Below are 16,314 nucleotides of genomic sequence, written 5' to 3' on the forward strand. Positions count from 1 at the left end.
TTTCCAGGCCCCTTTTTTTGATCTCAGGCCAGGTGGCCAAGGGTGTCACCGCACCCGAGGCTGCTGGCTGAAGGCGGTCAGTTCACCAGCACGGCCGACCAGGCGGCAGCCACGGCGTTGTACTGCGTGGAGCCCGTGCCGTACAGGTCGGTCGCGGCCTTCAGGGTGGCCGTGCGGGCACCCTTGAAGGTGGTGCTGGAGGTCATGTAGACCGTCAGCGCGCGGTACCAGATCTTCGCGGCCGGCGAGCGGCCGATGCCGGTCAGGCTGGCGGTGCCCGTGGCCTTCAGCTTGTTGCCGGTGATGCAGGTCTTGCTGGTGGGCATGCCTGCGCCAGCGGTGCCTTCAGCCAGCAGGAAGAAGAAGTGGTTGGCCACGCCCGAGCTGTAATGCACGTCCAGGTTGGCGATGGTGCTGTAGTAGCAATCGGCCGAGCTGCCGTCCAGGTTCGGGCTGTACATGTAGCGCAGGGCGCCGGTGCCGCTCTTGTAGAGCTTCTCGCCGATCTTGTAATCGGGGGCATCGTTCGCATTGGCTGCGTAGTACTCGACCATCGTGCCGAAGATGTCCGAGGTGGCCTCGTTCAGGCCGCCAGACTGACCGGAGTAGGTCAGGTTGGCGGTCCGGCTGGTCACGCCGTGGGTCATCTCGTGGCCAGCCACGTCCAGCGAGTCGAACGGGTTGAAGGTGGTGCCGTCACCGTCGCCGTAGGTCATGCAGAAGCAGGTGTCCGACCAGTACGCGTTGTTGTAGCCGCTGCTGTAGTGGACGCGGTTGTAGGCGCCGACGCCGTTGTTGGCGATGCCGTTGCGGCCGTGGACGTTCTTGTAATAGTCCCAGGTCACGGCGGTGCCGTACTGCGCGTCCACGCCGATGGTGGCGGTGTTGCTCAGCAGGCCGTTGGCCCACACGTTGTCCGCGTCGGTGAACACGGTGCCGTTGCCGGTCGTGCCATTCGACATGTTGGTCGTGTAGGTGTTGCCGCGGCTCGGGTCACGCAGGTAGTAGGTGCCGCTGACCAGGTCGGTGGTCAGGGCCACGTTGCCGCTGAAGTAGCCGGTGCCGGTGCCGTTGGCCGCGGCGGTGTGGATGTCGTCCCACGACTCCAGCACCGCGCCGGAGGCAGCGTCCACGATCACGTGCAACTCGCTCGGCGTGCCGTCGGCCTGCGCCTTGTTGACACGGACTTCCCAGGCCAGCACGGGGCTGTCGCCACGGGCATAGATGACCTTCTCACTGACCTTCTGGGCCTCGCCACCGTGGGCGGCCACAGCGGCTGCACGAGCTTCGGAGGCCTTGATCTTGTGCTGGGTCGACAGGCGCAGCGACTTGGCCAGGGTTTGTGAATTGCCCTTGAAGCGGCCGTCTGCGTGGCTGTGCACCACGAGGTCGCCGCCAATGACACGCAAGCCCTTGTATTGGCGATCAAAGCGCACGTGTTCGGTGCCGTCGTCATCAATGATGACGTCGCGGGCGGCGTAGCTGTGCTGCGCGTCGTGCATCGTCCGGGCGGACTCGGCGGCAATGTGGCCACGGGCGCGTGCTTCCGCAGCAGCCAGGTCGGCCGCGTTGGAGGTGGAAGAAACCAGGGCAAGAACGGCGCCGATAAGCGCTGAAGATCCGGAAACGGGGGTGAATTTCACGGTCAGAGTTCCTCAGGTAACTAGTTGTTTGTGAGAAGGGTGTTGACTGCTTCTGCGGTGACAGGGCCGTCGCTGACGATTCTGTGACGCTGGATGCGTCTTGTGTAACAAAACCGCTGCGGGTTTTCCCAAGCGAAACGCATGCCTGCAACACCTTCTGCGACCAAAGTCCGGCGCTGCGGCGATAATCCGGCCTGAATCCCGTGTTTACCCGCAAACCGTGTCGGTGCCCCAGCCAGGGCAGAGACCGCGGCAACGCCATCCTCGGCGTCTGCCATCACGGCGCAGGCACGCATCCAGGTGCCCCGTCGGAGGGCCACACGCCCCGTCCCCAACCCCGGTTGTCAGAGCTCGAAAGAAAAATGGCGCAATACGTTTTCACCATGAACCGCGTCGGCAAGATCGTGCCGCCGAAGCGGCAGATCCTGAAGGACATCACCCTGTCGTTCTTCCCCGGCGCCAAGATTGGCGTGCTGGGCGTCAACGGTTCAGGCAAGTCCACCTTCCTGAAGATCATGGCGGGCGTCGACAAGGACATCGAGGGCGATGCCGTCCCGATGCCCGGCATCAAGATCGGCTACCTGCCGCAGGAGCCGGTGATGAACCCCGACCAGACCGTGCGTGAAGCGGTGGAAGAGGGCATCGGTGGCGTGCTTGCCGCGAAGAAGCGCCTCGACGAGGTGTACGCCCTGTACGCCGAAGAAGACGCCGACTTCGACGCGCTGGCCGCCGAGCAGGGCGAGCTGGAAGCCATCATCGCCACCGCCGGCTCACAAAACACCGACCTCCAGCTGGAGCTGGCCGCTGACGCACTGCGCCTGCCGGCCTGGGACGCCATCATCGGCAAGCTGTCGGGTGGTGAAAAGCGCCGCGTGGCCCTGTGCCGCCTGCTGCTGAGCAAGCCTGACATGCTGCTGCTCGACGAGCCGACCAACCACTTGGACGCCGAATCGGTGGACTGGCTGGAGCAGTTCCTGAGCCGCTTTGCGGGCACCGTGGTGGCCATCACCCACGATCGCTACTTCCTCGACAACGCCGCCGAGTGGATTCTCGAACTCGACCGCGGTGCCGGCCACCCGTACAAGGGCAACTACTCCGACTGGCTGGACGCCAAGGGCAAGCGCCTGGAAGCCGAGCAGAAGACGGAAGACGCCCGCGCCAAGGCCTTGAAGGTCGAACTGGAATGGGTGCGCAAGAACGCCAAGGGCCGCCAGGCCAAGAGCAAGGCCCGTCTGGCCCGCTTCGAAGAGCTGAGCGACGTCGAATACCAGAAGCGCAACGAGACGAACGAAATCTTCATCCCCGTGGCCGAGCGCCTGGGCAATGAAGTCATCGAGTTCGCCAATGTCACCAAGTCGTTCGGTGACCGTTGCCTGATCGACAACCTGAGCTTCAAGGTGCCTGCAGGCGCCATCGTCGGCATCATCGGCCCGAACGGCGCCGGCAAGTCGACGCTGTTCCGCATGATCCAGGGCGTCGAGCAGCCGGACACCGGTGAGGTCAAGATCGGCAAGACCGCGCAGCTGGCCTTTGTTGACCAGAGCCGTGAAGGCCTGGCCGCAGAGAACACCGTGTGGCAGGACGTGTCGGGTGGCCTCGACAACATCGTCGTCGGCAAGTTCGTGATGCCCAGCCGTGCGTATCTCGGCCGCTTCAACTTCAAGGGCAACGACCAGCAGAAGCTGGTGGGCAGCCTGTCGGGTGGTGAGCGTGGCCGTTTGCACCTGGCCAAGACCCTGGCACAGGGCGGCAACGTGCTGATGCTGGACGAGCCGTCCAACGACCTGGACGTTGAAACCCTGCGCGCGCTGGAAGATGCGCTGCTGGAATTCGCCGGCTCGGCCATGATCATCTCCCACGATCGCTGGTTCCTGGACCGCATCTGCACCCACATCCTGGCGTGCGAAGGCGATTCGCAGTGGTTCTTCTTCGACGGTAACTACCAGGAGTACGAAGCCGACAAGAAGAAGCGTCTGGGTGAAGAAGGTGCGCGTCCGAAGCGCGTGCGCTTCAAGCCGCTGAAGTAATTCACCGGCCAGCCCGGTCAGTTGCGCTTGCGGGCGCAGCAGCAAAAAGCCGCCCGATGGGGCGGCTTCTTTTCATGGGCGGTTCAATCAGTTGCTTGCGTCAGGCCATGACGAACATCAGGCCGCAAGCGGCTCGGTGCGGGTCAGCAACCAGGTCAGCGCATCACCGCTGACCAGCGGTGCCAGGCGCTCACGCACCTCAGCATGGTAGGCATTGAGCCAGGCGATCTCGTCGGCGCGCATCAAGGCCATGTCCAGGCAACGCGTGTCGATCGGGCACAGCGTCAGCGTCTCGAACTTCAGGAATTCGCCGAACTCGCTGGCGGCGGCCGGCACGTTCAGCACCAGGTTCTCGATGCGCACACCCCAGCGGCCCGGGCGGTACAGGCCGGGCTCGATCGAGGTGATCATGCCGGCAGCCATCGCCATCGAGGCATCCGGAATCGCCTTGCTGATCGACTGCGGGCCTTCATGCACATTCAGGAAGTAGCCCACGCCGTGGCCGGTGCCGTGGCCGTATTCCAGGCTCTCGGCCCACAGCGGTGCGCGCGCCAGCGCGTCGAGCATCGGGCTGAGCGTGCCGTCCGGGAATTGCGCGCGGCTGAGTTGCATCGTGCCCTTGAGCACCAGCGTGAAATCGCGCTTGTGATCGGCGCTGATCTGGCCCACGGGCCAGACGCGGGTGATGTCGGTGGTGCCGCCCAGGTACTGGCCGCCAGAGTCGATCAGCAGCAGGCCGTTGCCTTCGATCACGGCATGTGATTCAGGCGTGGCGCGGTAGTGCGGCATCGCGCCGTTGGCGTTGTAACCGGCGATGGTCGGGAAGCTCAGGCCGACGAAACCCGGGCGCTTGGCGCGCTCGGCGCTCAGCTTCTCGTCGATGGTGATTTCGGTGATGCGCTCACCACGCGCCATCGCGGCTTCAAACCAGGCGTAGAAGTGGCACATCGCTGCGCCGTCTTCGGCCATGGCATTGCGCACGAAGGCGGCTTCGGCGGCCGTCTTGCGGCTCTTGGCCACCGTGCTCGGGTTCAGTGCTTCCACCACCTTCACGGCCGCCGGCACGGCGCCGCGCAGGCCCAGTGTCACGCGCTTGGGGTCGACCAGCAGCACGGCGTTGGTGGGCAGGGCACTCAGGCCGGTTGCGGCTTCGGCGTAGTCGGCCAGGGTGAAGCCGTCGGCAGCCAGCGTGGCGGCCAGATCGGCCGGCACCTTGCCTGCGCCCACGAACAACGTGGCCTGCGTGTGGCTGATCAGCAGGTGGGCCAGGAAGACGGGGTTGTAGTCCACGTCGGCGCCGCGCAGGTTGGTGATCCAGGCGATGTCGTCCACGGTGGATACGAAGTGATGCGTTGCACCGTGGCGAGCCATGGCTTCACGCACCTGGGCCAGCTTGGCCGGGCGGGCCAGCGGCGCGTGGGGCGCCTTGTGGTCATAGATGGCAGCGGCAGGCAGGTCGGCCCGGTCGGCCCAGGCATCGGCCAGCGGATCGGCCTGGGTGACCAGCACGATGCCGGCGCGCTCGCAGGTGTCGCTCAGCAGCTTGGCTTGCGCCAGGCCCAGCACTTGCCCATCGACGCCCAGACGCTGGCCAGCGGCCACGTTGTCGGCGATCCAGTTCAGGTGGTGCAGCGACGCGCCGGTGGCGATCTTCACAAGGTCGATGCCGCTGCCAGCCAGCTCAGCCTCGGCCTGCACCCAGTAACGGCTGTCGGCGAACACGGCAGCCTGGGTGGTGGTGACCACCAGCGTGCCCATCGAGCCAGTGAAGCCGGAGAACCACTCGCGGCCTTGCCAGTGTGCCGGCAGGTATTCGCTCAAGTGCGGATCGGCCGAGGGCACCAGCACGGCGTCCAGTTGGTGCTGCGCCATCACCTCACGGAGGCGGGCGATGCGAAGGCGGGCGGGGGCGGTGCGGGTGTCCATGGTGTGGCTCCGGGCAGGGGCAGCCGCGCAGGGGTCAGCGCAGCGCCGTGGTGACGATGTTCGCCCGCATTCTAGAGAGGCCCCGGCTGAACTAAGCGCGTTTCAGCCGGGGTCTGGCCTCACAAACTGGTGCGCAGGGACCAGATTTCGGGGAACAGCACGGTATCGAGCATCTTGCGCAGGTAGCTCACGCCGCCGGTGCCCCCGGTGCCGCGTTTGAAGCCGATGACGCGCTCGACCGTCGTCACATGGCGGAAGCGCCAGAGCCGGAAGGCGTCTTCGAGGTCGGTCAGCTCTTCGCCCAGCTGGTAGATGTCCCAGTGCGCCTGCGGCTGCCGGTAGGCGGTGAGCCAGGCCTGCTCGACACCTTCGCTGGCCTGATAGGGCTGCGTCCAGTCGCGCTCGGTGTGGCTGGTGGGCACGGCAATGCCGCGCCGGGCCATCAGGCGCAGGGCCTCGTCATACAGGCTGGGCGCGCGCCAGGCGGCTTCCACCGTGGCCAGCAGGTCAGGCCGGTGTTCATGCGGGCGCAGCATGGCGGCGTTCTTGTTGCCCAGGCTGAATTCGATGCAGCGGTACTGCCAGCTCTGGAAGCCGCTGGAGGCTGCCAGGTAGGGCCGGATCGCCGAGTATTCGGGCGGCGTCATCGTGGCCAGCACGTCCCAGGCGTGCACCAACTGCTCCATGATCTTCGAGACCCGGGCCAGCATCTTGAAGGCCGAGGGCAGATCATCAGTGGCGATGTGCCGGATGGCCGCCTGCAGCTCGTGCAGCATCAGCTTCATCCAGAGCTCGCTGGTCTGGTGCTGCACGATGAACAGCATCTCGTTGTGGTCGGGCGAGAGCGGCTTCTGCGCGTTCAGGATGGCGTCGAGCTGCAGGTAGTCGCCATAGCTCATCGAACTCGAAAAATCGAGCTGTGCGCCTTCGTCACGGACGATGGCTTCGCCGCGGCTGTCGGGTTGGTGGTGCGGGCAGCTCATCTCAGGTCACCGCGGCTTTCTGGTTGAAGCGGGCTTCGCGCCATTCGCCGCTGTCCAAAACCTGGACCAGCGCGGTCACGGCGTCGTGCACATCCACGAAGCGGGTGTAGAGCGGGGTGAAGCCGAAGCGCAGCAGGTCGGGCTCGGCGGCGGTGCCGTCACCTGCGCGGAAGTCGCCGATCACGCCGCGGGCGATCAGCGCCTGCATCACGGCGTAGCCGCCCTCGGGGCAGCCGAGTGAGACCTGGCTGCCGCGCACGGCGGTGTCTTCGGGCGTGGCCAGGCTCAGCGGGTGGTGCGCCAGGCGCTCACGCACCTGGGCGATGAACAGCTCGGACAGGGCCAGCGACTTGGCGCGCAGCGCCCGCATGCCGCCCAGCGGTTCGGCAGCCAGCAGGGTGTCGACGCCGCATTCCAGGGCCGCCATCGTCATGGCCGATGGTGTGCCGCACTGGTAGCGCGTGATGCCCGCAGCCGGCGTGTAGCCGGTGTCGAAACGGAACGGGGCGGCGTGGCCCAGCCAGCCGCTCAGGGGTTGGCTGCCGCGGTTCACATGGGCCGGGTTCACCCACACGAAGGCCGGGGCGCCCGGGCCGCCGTTGAGGTACTTGTAGCCGCAGCCGATGGCGAAGTCGGCCTTGGCACCGGTCAGGTCCACCGGCACGGCGCCGGCCGAGTGGGCCAGGTCCCAGATCGTCAGCGTGCCGGCCGCGTGGGCCGCTTCGGTAACTGCCGCCATGTCGAACATGCGTCCGCTGCGGTAGTTCACCTGGGTCAGCATCAACACCGCCACATCGCGGGCCTGCAGGCGGGCATCCACCTCGTGGGCCTGCACCAGCTCCAGCGTCATGCCGTGCTGTTGCGCCAGCGATTGGGCGATGTAGAGGTCGGTCGGGAAGTTGCTGCGCTCGGAGACGATGACCTTGCGGCTCGGGTCTTGGCCGCGGGCCAGGTCGATCGCCGCGCTCAGCACCTTGTAGAGGTTCAGCGAGGTTGAATCGGCGGCCAGCACTTCACCGGGGCCAGCGCCGATCAGGCGGCCGATCTTGTCGCCGACGCGCTGCGGCAGGTTGATCCAGCCGGCGTCGTTCCAGCTGCGGATCAGGCCGGTGCCCCATTCATGCTTCACCACGGCCTGCACGCGGGCTGCGGTGGCTGCGGGCAGCACGCCCAGCGAGTTGCCGTCCAGGTAGTTCACGCCCTCGGGCAGGTCGAATTGCTCGCGCAGGTGGGCCAGCGGGTCGGCGGCGTCGAGGGCGGCGCAGTCGCTGCGGCTCTGTTGGTTCAGGTGATCGGTCATGGGCTTGGCTTTCAGAGTTCGCGCAGCACGGCGCGCACGGGCGACGCGTCGGCGGTGGTGAGTTTCAGGGGCAGGGCGATGAGTTCGTAGTCGCCTTCGGGCACGTCGTCGAGCAGCAGGTTTTCAAGCACCCGCAGGTTGCGGTGCCGCAGCACCTGGTGGGCGTCCAGGGTTTTGCTGTGTGCCGGGTCCACGCTGGCGGAATCAATGCCGACGAGTTGCACGCCCAAGTCGGCCAGCCAGCTCAGCGTGTCAGGGTGGAAGGCGGGCAGGGCGCTGTCGAACGCGTCTTGGGGCTGCTGCTGGTAGGTGCGCACCAGCACGCGGGGGGGCAGATGCTCCACGGCGTGTTGCAGGTGTGCGATGAGCACCAGCGGGCCGACGTCGATCGCGTGGATGACCCGGCAGGGGCCGAGGTAGGCGTCGAGGCTGACCTCACCGGCAGTGGCACCGTCCGGGCTGTAGTGCAGCGGCGCGTCGGCATGGGCGCCCACGTGCGGCGACAGGGTGATGGTGGCCACGTTCACCGGGCAGCCCGGGCCGAGCGTGGCGGCCCAGGTCTGCTGATAGGCCGTGTCGCCGGGAAACACGGGCGCACCGGCATGCACCGGCGGCGAGATGTCCCACAGTCGGCGCGGCGCGTGCGGGGGGCGTGAAGCAGGAGCGGTTTGCATGGCGCAGGAAGTTAGCGCCGCGCGGGGGCTTGTGGTGTCGGTTATTTCCAACACAGGGACAAATCCGGCGTGGCCTGCACCGGACGGGCGCCGTCTGACGCTGCGCTATTCCAGCGGCGGCAGGCCGTGCCGCGCCCGTGCGCGGGTGCAGGCATCGTCGGCGCGGCCCAGGGGCGCGAGCATGCCGAACTCGCGGCAGGGCGCCGGGCGCCACTCGTAGATGCCGCAGTGGGCGTCCACCCCCACGCGGCCTACCAGGGCGGCGCAGCGGGGCTGTGCATGGTCGGTGCCACGCATGCGGCAGGTCTGGTCGGTCACGTCCACCGCCAGGCCTTCGGGCACACGGCCGTATTCGCTGTCGAGCTCGTCCCGGGCGAAGTCGACCCGGAAGCTGGCGCAGCAGGCCCCGCACTGAATGCAGGGGTTGTCGTGCGTGGAGCGGGCTGTATGACCTGCGGTGGGGGCGTTCATGGCGAGATCAAGGCGCGCCGCGGTCGGGCTCGTCCGGCGTATTGGCGCGCACCACCGTCACGGTGCAGTCGGATTCGGCCACCACCTGCGACGACACGCTGCCCAGATAGCGCCGAAGCGCCGAGTTACCCCGCGCGCCCATCACGATGTGGTCGACCTGGTTGCGCCGGGCGAAATCGATGATGGCGGTGGCCGGGTCCGGTGCTTCCAGCACGTGGAAGGTCAGCCGCCCTTCGTCGAGGTTCAGCGACTTGCTGATCGGCCGCGCCCAGTGCTTCAGATGCACCAGTTGCTTGACGTGCACGCTCTGGCCGGACTTGTCGACCAGCTCGTCCATGCCGATGCGCGCGGTGCGCATCACGCTGACACAGGCCAGGCGGGCACCAGGCTCGGTCAGCACCAGGCGGCGCACGGTTTCGCGCAGCTGATCCAGCAGGGTCTCTGAGGCGCTCTCCACATCCACCGAGGCGAGGATGATCGGGCTCTTGTTGACCATCTCCCGCGCGGTGACGCTGCGGTTGTCGGGCTCGCTGCCCAGCGCGAAGAACCAGCGCTTGAAGCGCGTGAAGGCCGATGATCGGGTCAGCCGTTCGGCGCGTCGGCTCAGGGCGATCTGGGTCGGGTTCTGCAACTCCAGAGCCAGCTGCGCGGCACTCTGGTAGCGGTTCTCCGGCTTCACCTCCAGGCACTTCAGGATCACCTCCTGCAGCCAGGGCGGGCAATCCGGCCGCAGGGCGCGGGGCGGTACCGGGTCGATGTAGAGGCGCTTGCGCAGGCCCTGCACCGAGTTCGGAGCGCCGAACGGGCGCTCGCCGGTGGTGAAGTGGTACAGCATCACGCCGAGGGCGAACAGGTCGGAGCGCGGGTCGTTACGCACGAACTGCACCTGCTCGGGCGACATGTATGGCCCGGTGCCCATCGGCAGGGTGAATTCTTCGTCGAGCAGGTCGGGCAGGTGGTCGTGGCGCGACAGGCCGAAGTCGATCAGCACCGCCGCACCGTCAGGCCGGAACAGAATGTTGCTGGGCTTGATGTCGAGGTGGACCACGTTCTGGCGGTGCAGCTCGTGCAGCGCCACGGCCACCTTCTCACCGATTTCCACCACCTCGTCGAAGGCGAGTGGCGCGTCGTCCAGCCGGGGCCGCAGGGTGGCGCCGGCGATGTGCTCCATCACGATGTGCGGCTGGCGGGTGAAGTCGCCCTTGGCCACAAACTTCGGCACATGCGGGCCCGACAGCGTCGGCATGATCATGCGCTCGACCTCGAAGCCGACGATGGTGGCCGGGTCCTCGCCGCCCTTGATGCGCGGCACCTTCATGATCAGGCCCATGCCGCTCGCCTCGGGCACCGGGGCGCCTTCGGCGTTGGTGCGCACCACACGCCACAGGGCGGCCATGCCACCCTGGTGGAGCCGCTCTTCAAGGCGGAAACCGTCGACGATCTGGCCGACTTCCAGCACCCGGGGGCCGGTGTCGGGCAGCCGGCTGCCGTCGCGCCCGATGAAGCTGCCGCTACTGTCCATGGGCCAGACGCTCGGCCAGCCGCGGCGGCAGGCCCGCGGCGATGATCTTCGCCCCGGCCAGGTCGTGGTCGTAAGGCACGCGGTGGAAGGTCAGGGTCTGGTCGGTCAGGTGGAACATGGCGTAGCAGGCCGCCGGATTGCCGTCGCGCGGCTGCCCGGCCGAGCCCGGCACCACCAGCCACTGGCGGTGCGGCGGCACCGGAATGGCGACACCCGGTGTCGGCACGAAGTCGCCCGCCTTGCCGGTGCCCGACAGGTGGAACAACTTCGGCTCATGCATGTGGCCGCAGAAGGTGTAGTGGCAGGTCGTGGCATGCAGGCTGCGCACCGCTTCAATGCGGCCCTGGATGTATTCCCACTCGGCTGGCGCAAAGGCATTGGCATGCACGAACAGCATGTCGTTGTCGGTCGCGCTCAAGGGGCGGCTGGTCAGGAACTCCAGCTGGCTAGCGTTGAGCTGCTGCTGCGTCCACTCGATGACCAGGCGCGCCTCCGGCCGCATCTGCGGCGAAGGCGCCTCAGACACACCCGCGTCGTGGTTGCCGCCCACCGCAATGGCGCCTGCGTCCACGTAGCGGCGCACGGTGTCAATCACCCAGCCCGGGTCAGCGCCATAGCCCACGTAATCGCCCAGAAAGGCGTAGCGCTGGGCGCCGTGGGCATGGGCATGGTCAAGCACGGCCTGAACCGCTTCCCGGTTCGCGTGCAGATCGGTGATCAGGGCCAGTTTCATGGTGTTGTTTGTCTCCGGCCGATCACTGTGCGCGCGTCGGCTGACGAGGGGCTGATGCCCCCTTGTTGGTCAGCCGATACGGCCCAGCAGCAGGTATTCCATCAGGGCCTTCTGCACGTGCATGCGGTTCTCGGCCTCGTCCCAGACGACCGATTGCGGCCCGTCAATGACATCGGCGCTCACCTCTTCGCCGCGGTGGGCGGGCAGGCAATGCATGAACAGGGCGTCCGGCTGGGCCACGCCCATCATTTCGGCGTCCACGCACCAGTCGGCAAAGGCCTTGATGCGGGCCTCGTTTTCAGCCTCGTAGCCCATGCTGGTCCACACGTCGGTGGTGACCAGGTGGGCGCCACGGCAGGCTTCAACGGGGTCCTTGAAAACCTTGTAGCAATCGGTGCGGCTGATGCCGGCCACCGCCGGATCGACCCCGTAGCCCGATGGCGTGCTGACATGCACGGTGAAGCCGAGGATCTCGGCCGCCTGCAGCCAGGTGTTGGCCATGTTGTTGCCGTCACCGACCCACGCCACCACCTTGCCCTTGAGGCAGTCGAGGTCGTAGCCGCGGGCGTTGATGGGCGCGCGGTGCTCCAGGTAGGTGAACAGATCAGCCAGGATCTGGCAGGGGTGAAACTCGTTCGTCAGGCCGTTGATGACCGGCACGCGCGAGTGGGCCGCGAAGCGCTCGAGCTTGGTCTGCTCGAAGGTGCGGATCATCACGATGTCGACCATGCGGCTGATGACGCGCGCCGAATCCTCGATCGGCTCGGCGCGGCCAAGCTGGCTGTCGCCGGTGGTCAGGTGCACCACAGAGCCACCCATCTGGTACATGCCGGCTTCGAAGCTGACGCGGGTGCGCGTGCTGGCCTTCTCGAAGATCATCGCCAGGGTGCGGTCGGTCAGCGGGCGGTACTTTTCGTAGTTCTTGAAGCGCTGCTTGATGACGCGGGCGCGCTCGAACACGTAGGCATATTCCTCGGCGCGAAAGTCCTTGAATTGCAGATAGTGCTTCATGAGGCTCATTCCGGGTTTCATGGGGCAGGGTCTCGGGTCAGGCCGCTTCGGCCAGGAATTGGGTGATCAGCGGCACGAGGATCGCGACGATCTCGTCGGCTTCCTCACGCGTCAGGATCAGCGGTGGCACCAGGCGCACCACCGTGTCGGCCGTCACCGACAGCAGCAAGCCGGCTTCCAGCGCGCGGGTCAGGATGACGCCGCAGGGGCGGTCGAGTTCGATGCCGATCATCAGGCCCTGGCCGCGCACTTCCTTCACACCGGCCACGCCGGCCAGGCCTTGCTCCAGACCCGCCTTCAGGTGCGCACCGACCTCGGCTGCGTTGGCCATCAGGCCGTCCGCTTCCATGATGGCCAGCGTTTCGATGCCGGCGCGCATGGCCAGCGGATTGCCGCCGAACGTGGTGCCGTGGTTGCCCGGGCCGAGCACATGCAGCGCCTTCGGGCCGACCACCACCGCGCCGATCGGCACACCCGAGCCCAGGCCCTTGGCCAGCGGCATCACGTCGGGCTGGATGTCCGCCCACTGGTGGGCGAACCACTTGCCCGTGCGGCCGATGCCGCATTGCACTTCGTCCAGCATCAGCAGCCAGCCTTGAGCGTCACACAGGGCGCGCACCTCGCGCAGGTAATCCCAGCGGGCCGCGTTGATGCCGCCTTCGCCCTGGATGGTCTCGAGGAACACGGCCACCACGTTCGGGCGGCTGGCAGCCACGTCCTTCATGGCGGCGATGTCGTTCAGCGGCACGCGCACGAAGCCTTCCACCAGCGGGCCGAAGCCGGCTTGCACCTTCGGGTTGCCGGTGGCCGACAGGGTGGCGATCGAGCGGCCGTGGAAGGCCTTCTCGAAGACGATGACTTCCGGGAAATCAATGCCCTTGTCGTGGCCGAACTTGCGGGCGATCTTCAGCGCTGCTTCATTGGCTTCCAGGCCCGAATTGCAGAAGAACGCGGCCGACAGGCCGGACAGCTCGCACAGCTTGGCGCCAAGGGCTTCCTGCAGCGGGCTTTCGTAGTAGTTCGAGCAGTGGATCATCTGCGCGATCTGCTCTTGCAGTGCCGGCACCAGCTTTGGGTGGGCGTGGCCCAGGGTGTTCACGGCAATGCCGCCGAGGCCGTCGAGGTAACGTCGGCCCTCGGTGTCCCAGACGCGGCACCCTCGGCCGTGCGACAGCGCCACAGGCAGTCGGCCATAGGTGTTCATCACGTGGGGCATCGAGGCGGTCATCAACGGACTCCGGTCACAGGTTGGAAAACAGACGGGCAACAAGCGTTGCCAACAAAAAAGGCCGGCGGCGACACCACGGTCACCTTCCGGCCCGGACACTGATTCTAAATGTCTGCTCGTGACTGCCGAAAATGAGGCGTGCTGCGGCAACAAGATCGACGCTGAATGCTGCGGCGCAACAACTACAAGGCACAATACGGGCATGGGCGCGACAGCGCCGTGCCAGCTTCAACAGCTACCATCCGGCCCCAAGCACCAGCGCCGCATCCATGTCTTTGCCCAAGCCCCGCGAAGTTTTCATTCAGGGCCTCACTAAAGAGGGCCGAACCTTCCGCCCCAGTGACTGGGCGGAACGGCTTGCGGGTGCCATGTCGTGTTTCCGTCCGGGCGGCTCGCAGGGCGGCATCGGCGCTTTCATCGGCTATTCGCCCTACTGCGTGCCGCGCGTCATCAACGGTGTGAAGTGCGTGATCGTGAACGAGTCGCTCAAGGCGCTCGAGCCCATGGCCTGGGATTTCGTCATGAACTTCGCCCGCGACAACGACCTGCAGGTCACCGAGGCTTGTCTGTTGCCTGATCCGGGCACGCCGCCTGCCAATCGCGGCTGACTGCAGCTGACCAGGCTTCAGCCGGCATGCCGGCGGCCAGTCCAGAAACAACAAAGCCCCGACTCGCGGGGCTTTGTTGTTTCTGCAGGGTGCGCGTCCGCATCAGCAGGGAAGACTAGGGTGGGGGAATGAAAAAGGCCCCGCAGTGCGGGGCCTTTGTCGTCCACCTGGATAGTTGCGTCAGGCGGCGAGCGCCTTGACTTTGGCAGACAGGCGGCTCTTGTGACGAGCAGCCTTGTTCTTGTGGAACAAACCCTTGTCAGCGATCGAATCGATCACGCCTTGGGCGGTCTTGAACAGTTCAGTCGCCTTGACCTTGTCGCCAGTGGCAACAGCCTTGAGGACATTCTTGATCGAGGTACGGAACTTGGAACGCAGCGAAGAATTCGCGGCGTTCAGCTTGACGTCCTGGCGGGCGCGCTTGCGGCCCGAGGCCAGGCGCACGGTGCGCTTCTTGGCTTTGGAGGAGGTGGCCATGCTGTATGGTTTTCCAGGTGGGTAAAGACCATCGAGTATAGCACTGATATTTCCCGGCTGGCAAGCAGGCAGGGATTCGTTGATGGTGACTACCTATAATCAACGCACCCTCTGCTACTTGCCGTTTGCCTGGTCTCCCTATGAATTTGCTGAAGGCCGCCTCGACGGTATCGCTGTGGACCCTGATGTCTCGCGTCACGGGCTTGATCCGTGACCAGCTGATTGCATCGGTCTTTGGCGCCACGGCCCTGACCGACGCATTCAACGTCGCCTTCCGCATCCCCAATCTGCTGCGCCGACTGTTCGGCGAGGGCGCGTTTTCCGCGGCGTTCGTGCCACTGCTGGCCGCCACGCGCTCAGCCGAAGGTGACACGGTCACGCGCTCATTGATTGATGCCGTGGCCACCGTGCTTTTCTGGGCACTGCTGATGACCTGCGTGGTGGGCGTGGCCGGCGCACCGATCATCGTCTGGCTGTTTGGCGCGGGGTTGCAGGAGCTGGACCTGGCCGTTTTGATGACGCGCTGGATGTTCCCCTACATCGGCTTCATGTCGCTGGTGGCTTTGTCAGCCGGGGTGCTCAACACCTGGAAGCGGTTCGCGGTGCCGGCCTTCACGCCTGTGCTTTTGAATGTCGCGATGATCAGCTGCATGGTGCTGCTGTCGCCCTTGCTTGAGCGCTGGGGCATCGCGCCCATCCATGCCTTGTCGGCCGGCGTGCTGCTTGGCGGCGCCTTGCAACTCGGCATCCAGATTCCGGCGCTGATGCGCATTGGTTGCCTGCCGCGCATCGGGCTCGGGCCAGCGGCGCTGCTGCGCGCCTGGCGGCACCCGGGCGTGCACCGCGTGCTTCAGCAGATGGCGCCGGCCTTGCTCGGCGTGTCCGTTGCGCAGATCTCCTTGCTGATCAACAGCCAGATCGCCTCCCACATGGGGCCGGGTGCCGTGTCCTGGTTGTTTTACGCCGACCGCCTGATGGAGTTCCCGACCGCGGTGCTGGGCGTGGCCCTGGGCGTGGTGCTGATCCCGGGTCTGTCAGCCTTGCAGGCCAAGGGCGACCATGTGGGTTACGCCGGCCATCTGGACTGGGGGCTGCGGCTGGTGGTGTTGCTGGCGCTGCCGTGCGGCGTGGCCATGCTGGTGTTTGCCAAGCCGCTGGTGGCTGTGTTGTTCCACTACGGCAAGTTCACGCCGCAAGCGGTTGAAATGACCGTGCTGGCGCTGCAAGGCTACGGTTGCGGCCTGATGGGCCTCGTCGGCGTCAAGGTGCTGGCGCCCGGGTTCTTTGCCCAGCAGGATCTGCGCACGCCCGTGCGCATCGCGGTGGTGGTGCTGATCTGCACCCAGCTGATGAACGCGATCTTCGTGCCGCTGTTTGCGCATGCGGGCCTGGCCTTGTCGATCGGCCTTGGCGCCATGATCAATGCCGGCTGGTTGTTCTTTGGGCTGCGCAAGCGTGGCCTTTATGTGCCGTCACCGGGCTGGCCGCTGTTCCTTGTGCGGGTGTGCGCGGCCACCAGCCTGGTGGGTGTGCTGCTCTGGCAAGCGGCGGTCCGTCTCGACTGGATCGCCCTGCAGGCCCACAGCGGCCAGCGCGCAGCATGGCTGGCGGCGGTCATCGTGGCCGGCGCCGTGCTGTATTTCGGCAGCCTGCGTTTGCTGGGGCTGAACCTGCGCCAGTTCGCGCGCCGCGGTTGAGGCAGCTGGAGCAA

The 16,314-nt window shown here is 66.4% G+C and carries 14 protein-coding genes; 3 read left to right on the forward strand and 11 right to left on the reverse strand.

Features of this window, described 5'->3' with window-relative positions; genetic code table 11:
- Positions 1–77 precede the first annotated feature (77 nt).
- Entirely contained in the window at positions 78–1,643 is a 1,566-nt protein-coding gene (locus AACH00_RS11660; protein WP_341399311.1) for a M4 family metallopeptidase, read from the reverse strand.
- Between the two features lie 362 nt (positions 1,644–2,005).
- Between AACH00_RS11660 and ettA the strand changes: the two genes are divergently transcribed.
- Positions 2,006–3,670 (forward strand): energy-dependent translational throttle protein EttA, encoded by a 1,665-nt coding sequence (gene ettA / locus AACH00_RS11665; RefSeq protein WP_341399312.1) that lies wholly within the window; start codon positions 2,006–2,008, stop codon positions 3,668–3,670.
- Positions 3,671–3,787: 117 nt separating this feature from the next.
- Here the strand turns inward: ettA and AACH00_RS11670 are convergent, their stop codons facing one another.
- The 9 genes from AACH00_RS11670 to AACH00_RS11710 all read right to left on the reverse strand — a co-directional run bounded on the left by AACH00_RS11670 (position 3,788) and on the right by AACH00_RS11710 (position 13,518).
- Positions 3,788–5,596 (reverse strand): aminopeptidase P family protein, encoded by a 1,809-nt coding sequence (locus tag AACH00_RS11670; protein WP_341399313.1) that lies wholly within the window; start codon positions 5,594–5,596, stop codon positions 3,788–3,790.
- 119 nt (positions 5,597–5,715) lie between these two features.
- Complete coding sequence (gene kynA / locus AACH00_RS11675) at positions 5,716–6,579, reverse strand: tryptophan 2,3-dioxygenase (protein ID WP_341399315.1); 864 nt, start codon at positions 6,577–6,579, stop codon at positions 5,716–5,718.
- A gap of 1 nt (position 6,580) precedes the next feature.
- Positions 6,581–7,879 (reverse strand): kynureninase, encoded by a 1,299-nt coding sequence (kynU, locus tag AACH00_RS11680; RefSeq protein ID WP_341399316.1) that lies wholly within the window; start codon positions 7,877–7,879, stop codon positions 6,581–6,583.
- Between the two features lie 11 nt (positions 7,880–7,890).
- Entirely contained in the window at positions 7,891–8,553 is a 663-nt protein-coding gene (gene kynB, locus AACH00_RS11685) for an arylformamidase (RefSeq protein ID WP_341399317.1), read from the reverse strand.
- A gap of 105 nt (positions 8,554–8,658) precedes the next feature.
- Positions 8,659–9,024, reverse strand: coding sequence for a YkgJ family cysteine cluster protein (locus AACH00_RS11690; protein ID WP_341399318.1), 366 nt, complete (start codon positions 9,022–9,024; stop codon positions 8,659–8,661).
- A gap of 7 nt (positions 9,025–9,031) precedes the next feature.
- Entirely contained in the window at positions 9,032–10,546 is a 1,515-nt protein-coding gene (locus tag AACH00_RS11695) for a serine/threonine protein kinase (RefSeq protein WP_341399319.1), read from the reverse strand.
- On the reverse strand, positions 10,536–11,279 hold the full coding sequence (locus AACH00_RS11700) for a metallophosphoesterase family protein (RefSeq protein ID WP_341399320.1): 744 nt from the start codon (positions 11,277–11,279) through the stop codon (positions 10,536–10,538). The genes AACH00_RS11695 and AACH00_RS11700 overlap by 11 nt, the downstream gene beginning before the upstream one ends.
- A 69-nt stretch (positions 11,280–11,348) precedes the next feature.
- Positions 11,349–12,311, reverse strand: coding sequence for an ornithine carbamoyltransferase (gene argF / locus AACH00_RS11705; protein WP_341399321.1), 963 nt, complete (start codon positions 12,309–12,311; stop codon positions 11,349–11,351).
- Between the two features lie 16 nt (positions 12,312–12,327).
- Positions 12,328–13,518, reverse strand: a complete 1,191-nt coding sequence (locus tag AACH00_RS11710) for an aspartate aminotransferase family protein (protein ID WP_341399322.1) — start codon at positions 13,516–13,518, stop codon at positions 12,328–12,330.
- A 269-nt stretch (positions 13,519–13,787) separates the two neighbouring features.
- Here AACH00_RS11710 and AACH00_RS11715 point away from each other — a divergent pair, with 269 nt between their 5' ends.
- A complete protein-coding gene (locus AACH00_RS11715) occupies positions 13,788–14,126 on the forward strand; it encodes a DUF3579 domain-containing protein (protein WP_341399323.1) in 339 nt (112 codons plus the stop codon).
- Between the two features lie 180 nt (positions 14,127–14,306).
- Here AACH00_RS11715 and rpsT read toward each other — a convergent pair whose 3' ends face one another.
- Positions 14,307–14,603: a 30S ribosomal protein S20 gene (gene rpsT, locus AACH00_RS11720; RefSeq protein WP_341399324.1), complete on the reverse strand. Its 297-nt coding sequence runs from the start codon at positions 14,601–14,603 to the stop codon at positions 14,307–14,309.
- Positions 14,604–14,743: 140 nt separating this feature from the next.
- On the opposite strand from rpsT, the gene murJ reads away from it, so the two are divergent.
- Positions 14,744–16,300, forward strand: a complete 1,557-nt coding sequence (murJ, locus tag AACH00_RS11725) for a murein biosynthesis integral membrane protein MurJ (protein WP_341399325.1) — start codon at positions 14,744–14,746, stop codon at positions 16,298–16,300.
- Positions 16,301–16,314: the final 14 nt, after the last annotated feature.

It is taken from the genome of Ideonella margarita (assembly GCF_038066635.1).
Classification (GTDB): Bacteria; Pseudomonadota; Gammaproteobacteria; order Burkholderiales; family Burkholderiaceae_C; genus Ideonella; species Ideonella margarita.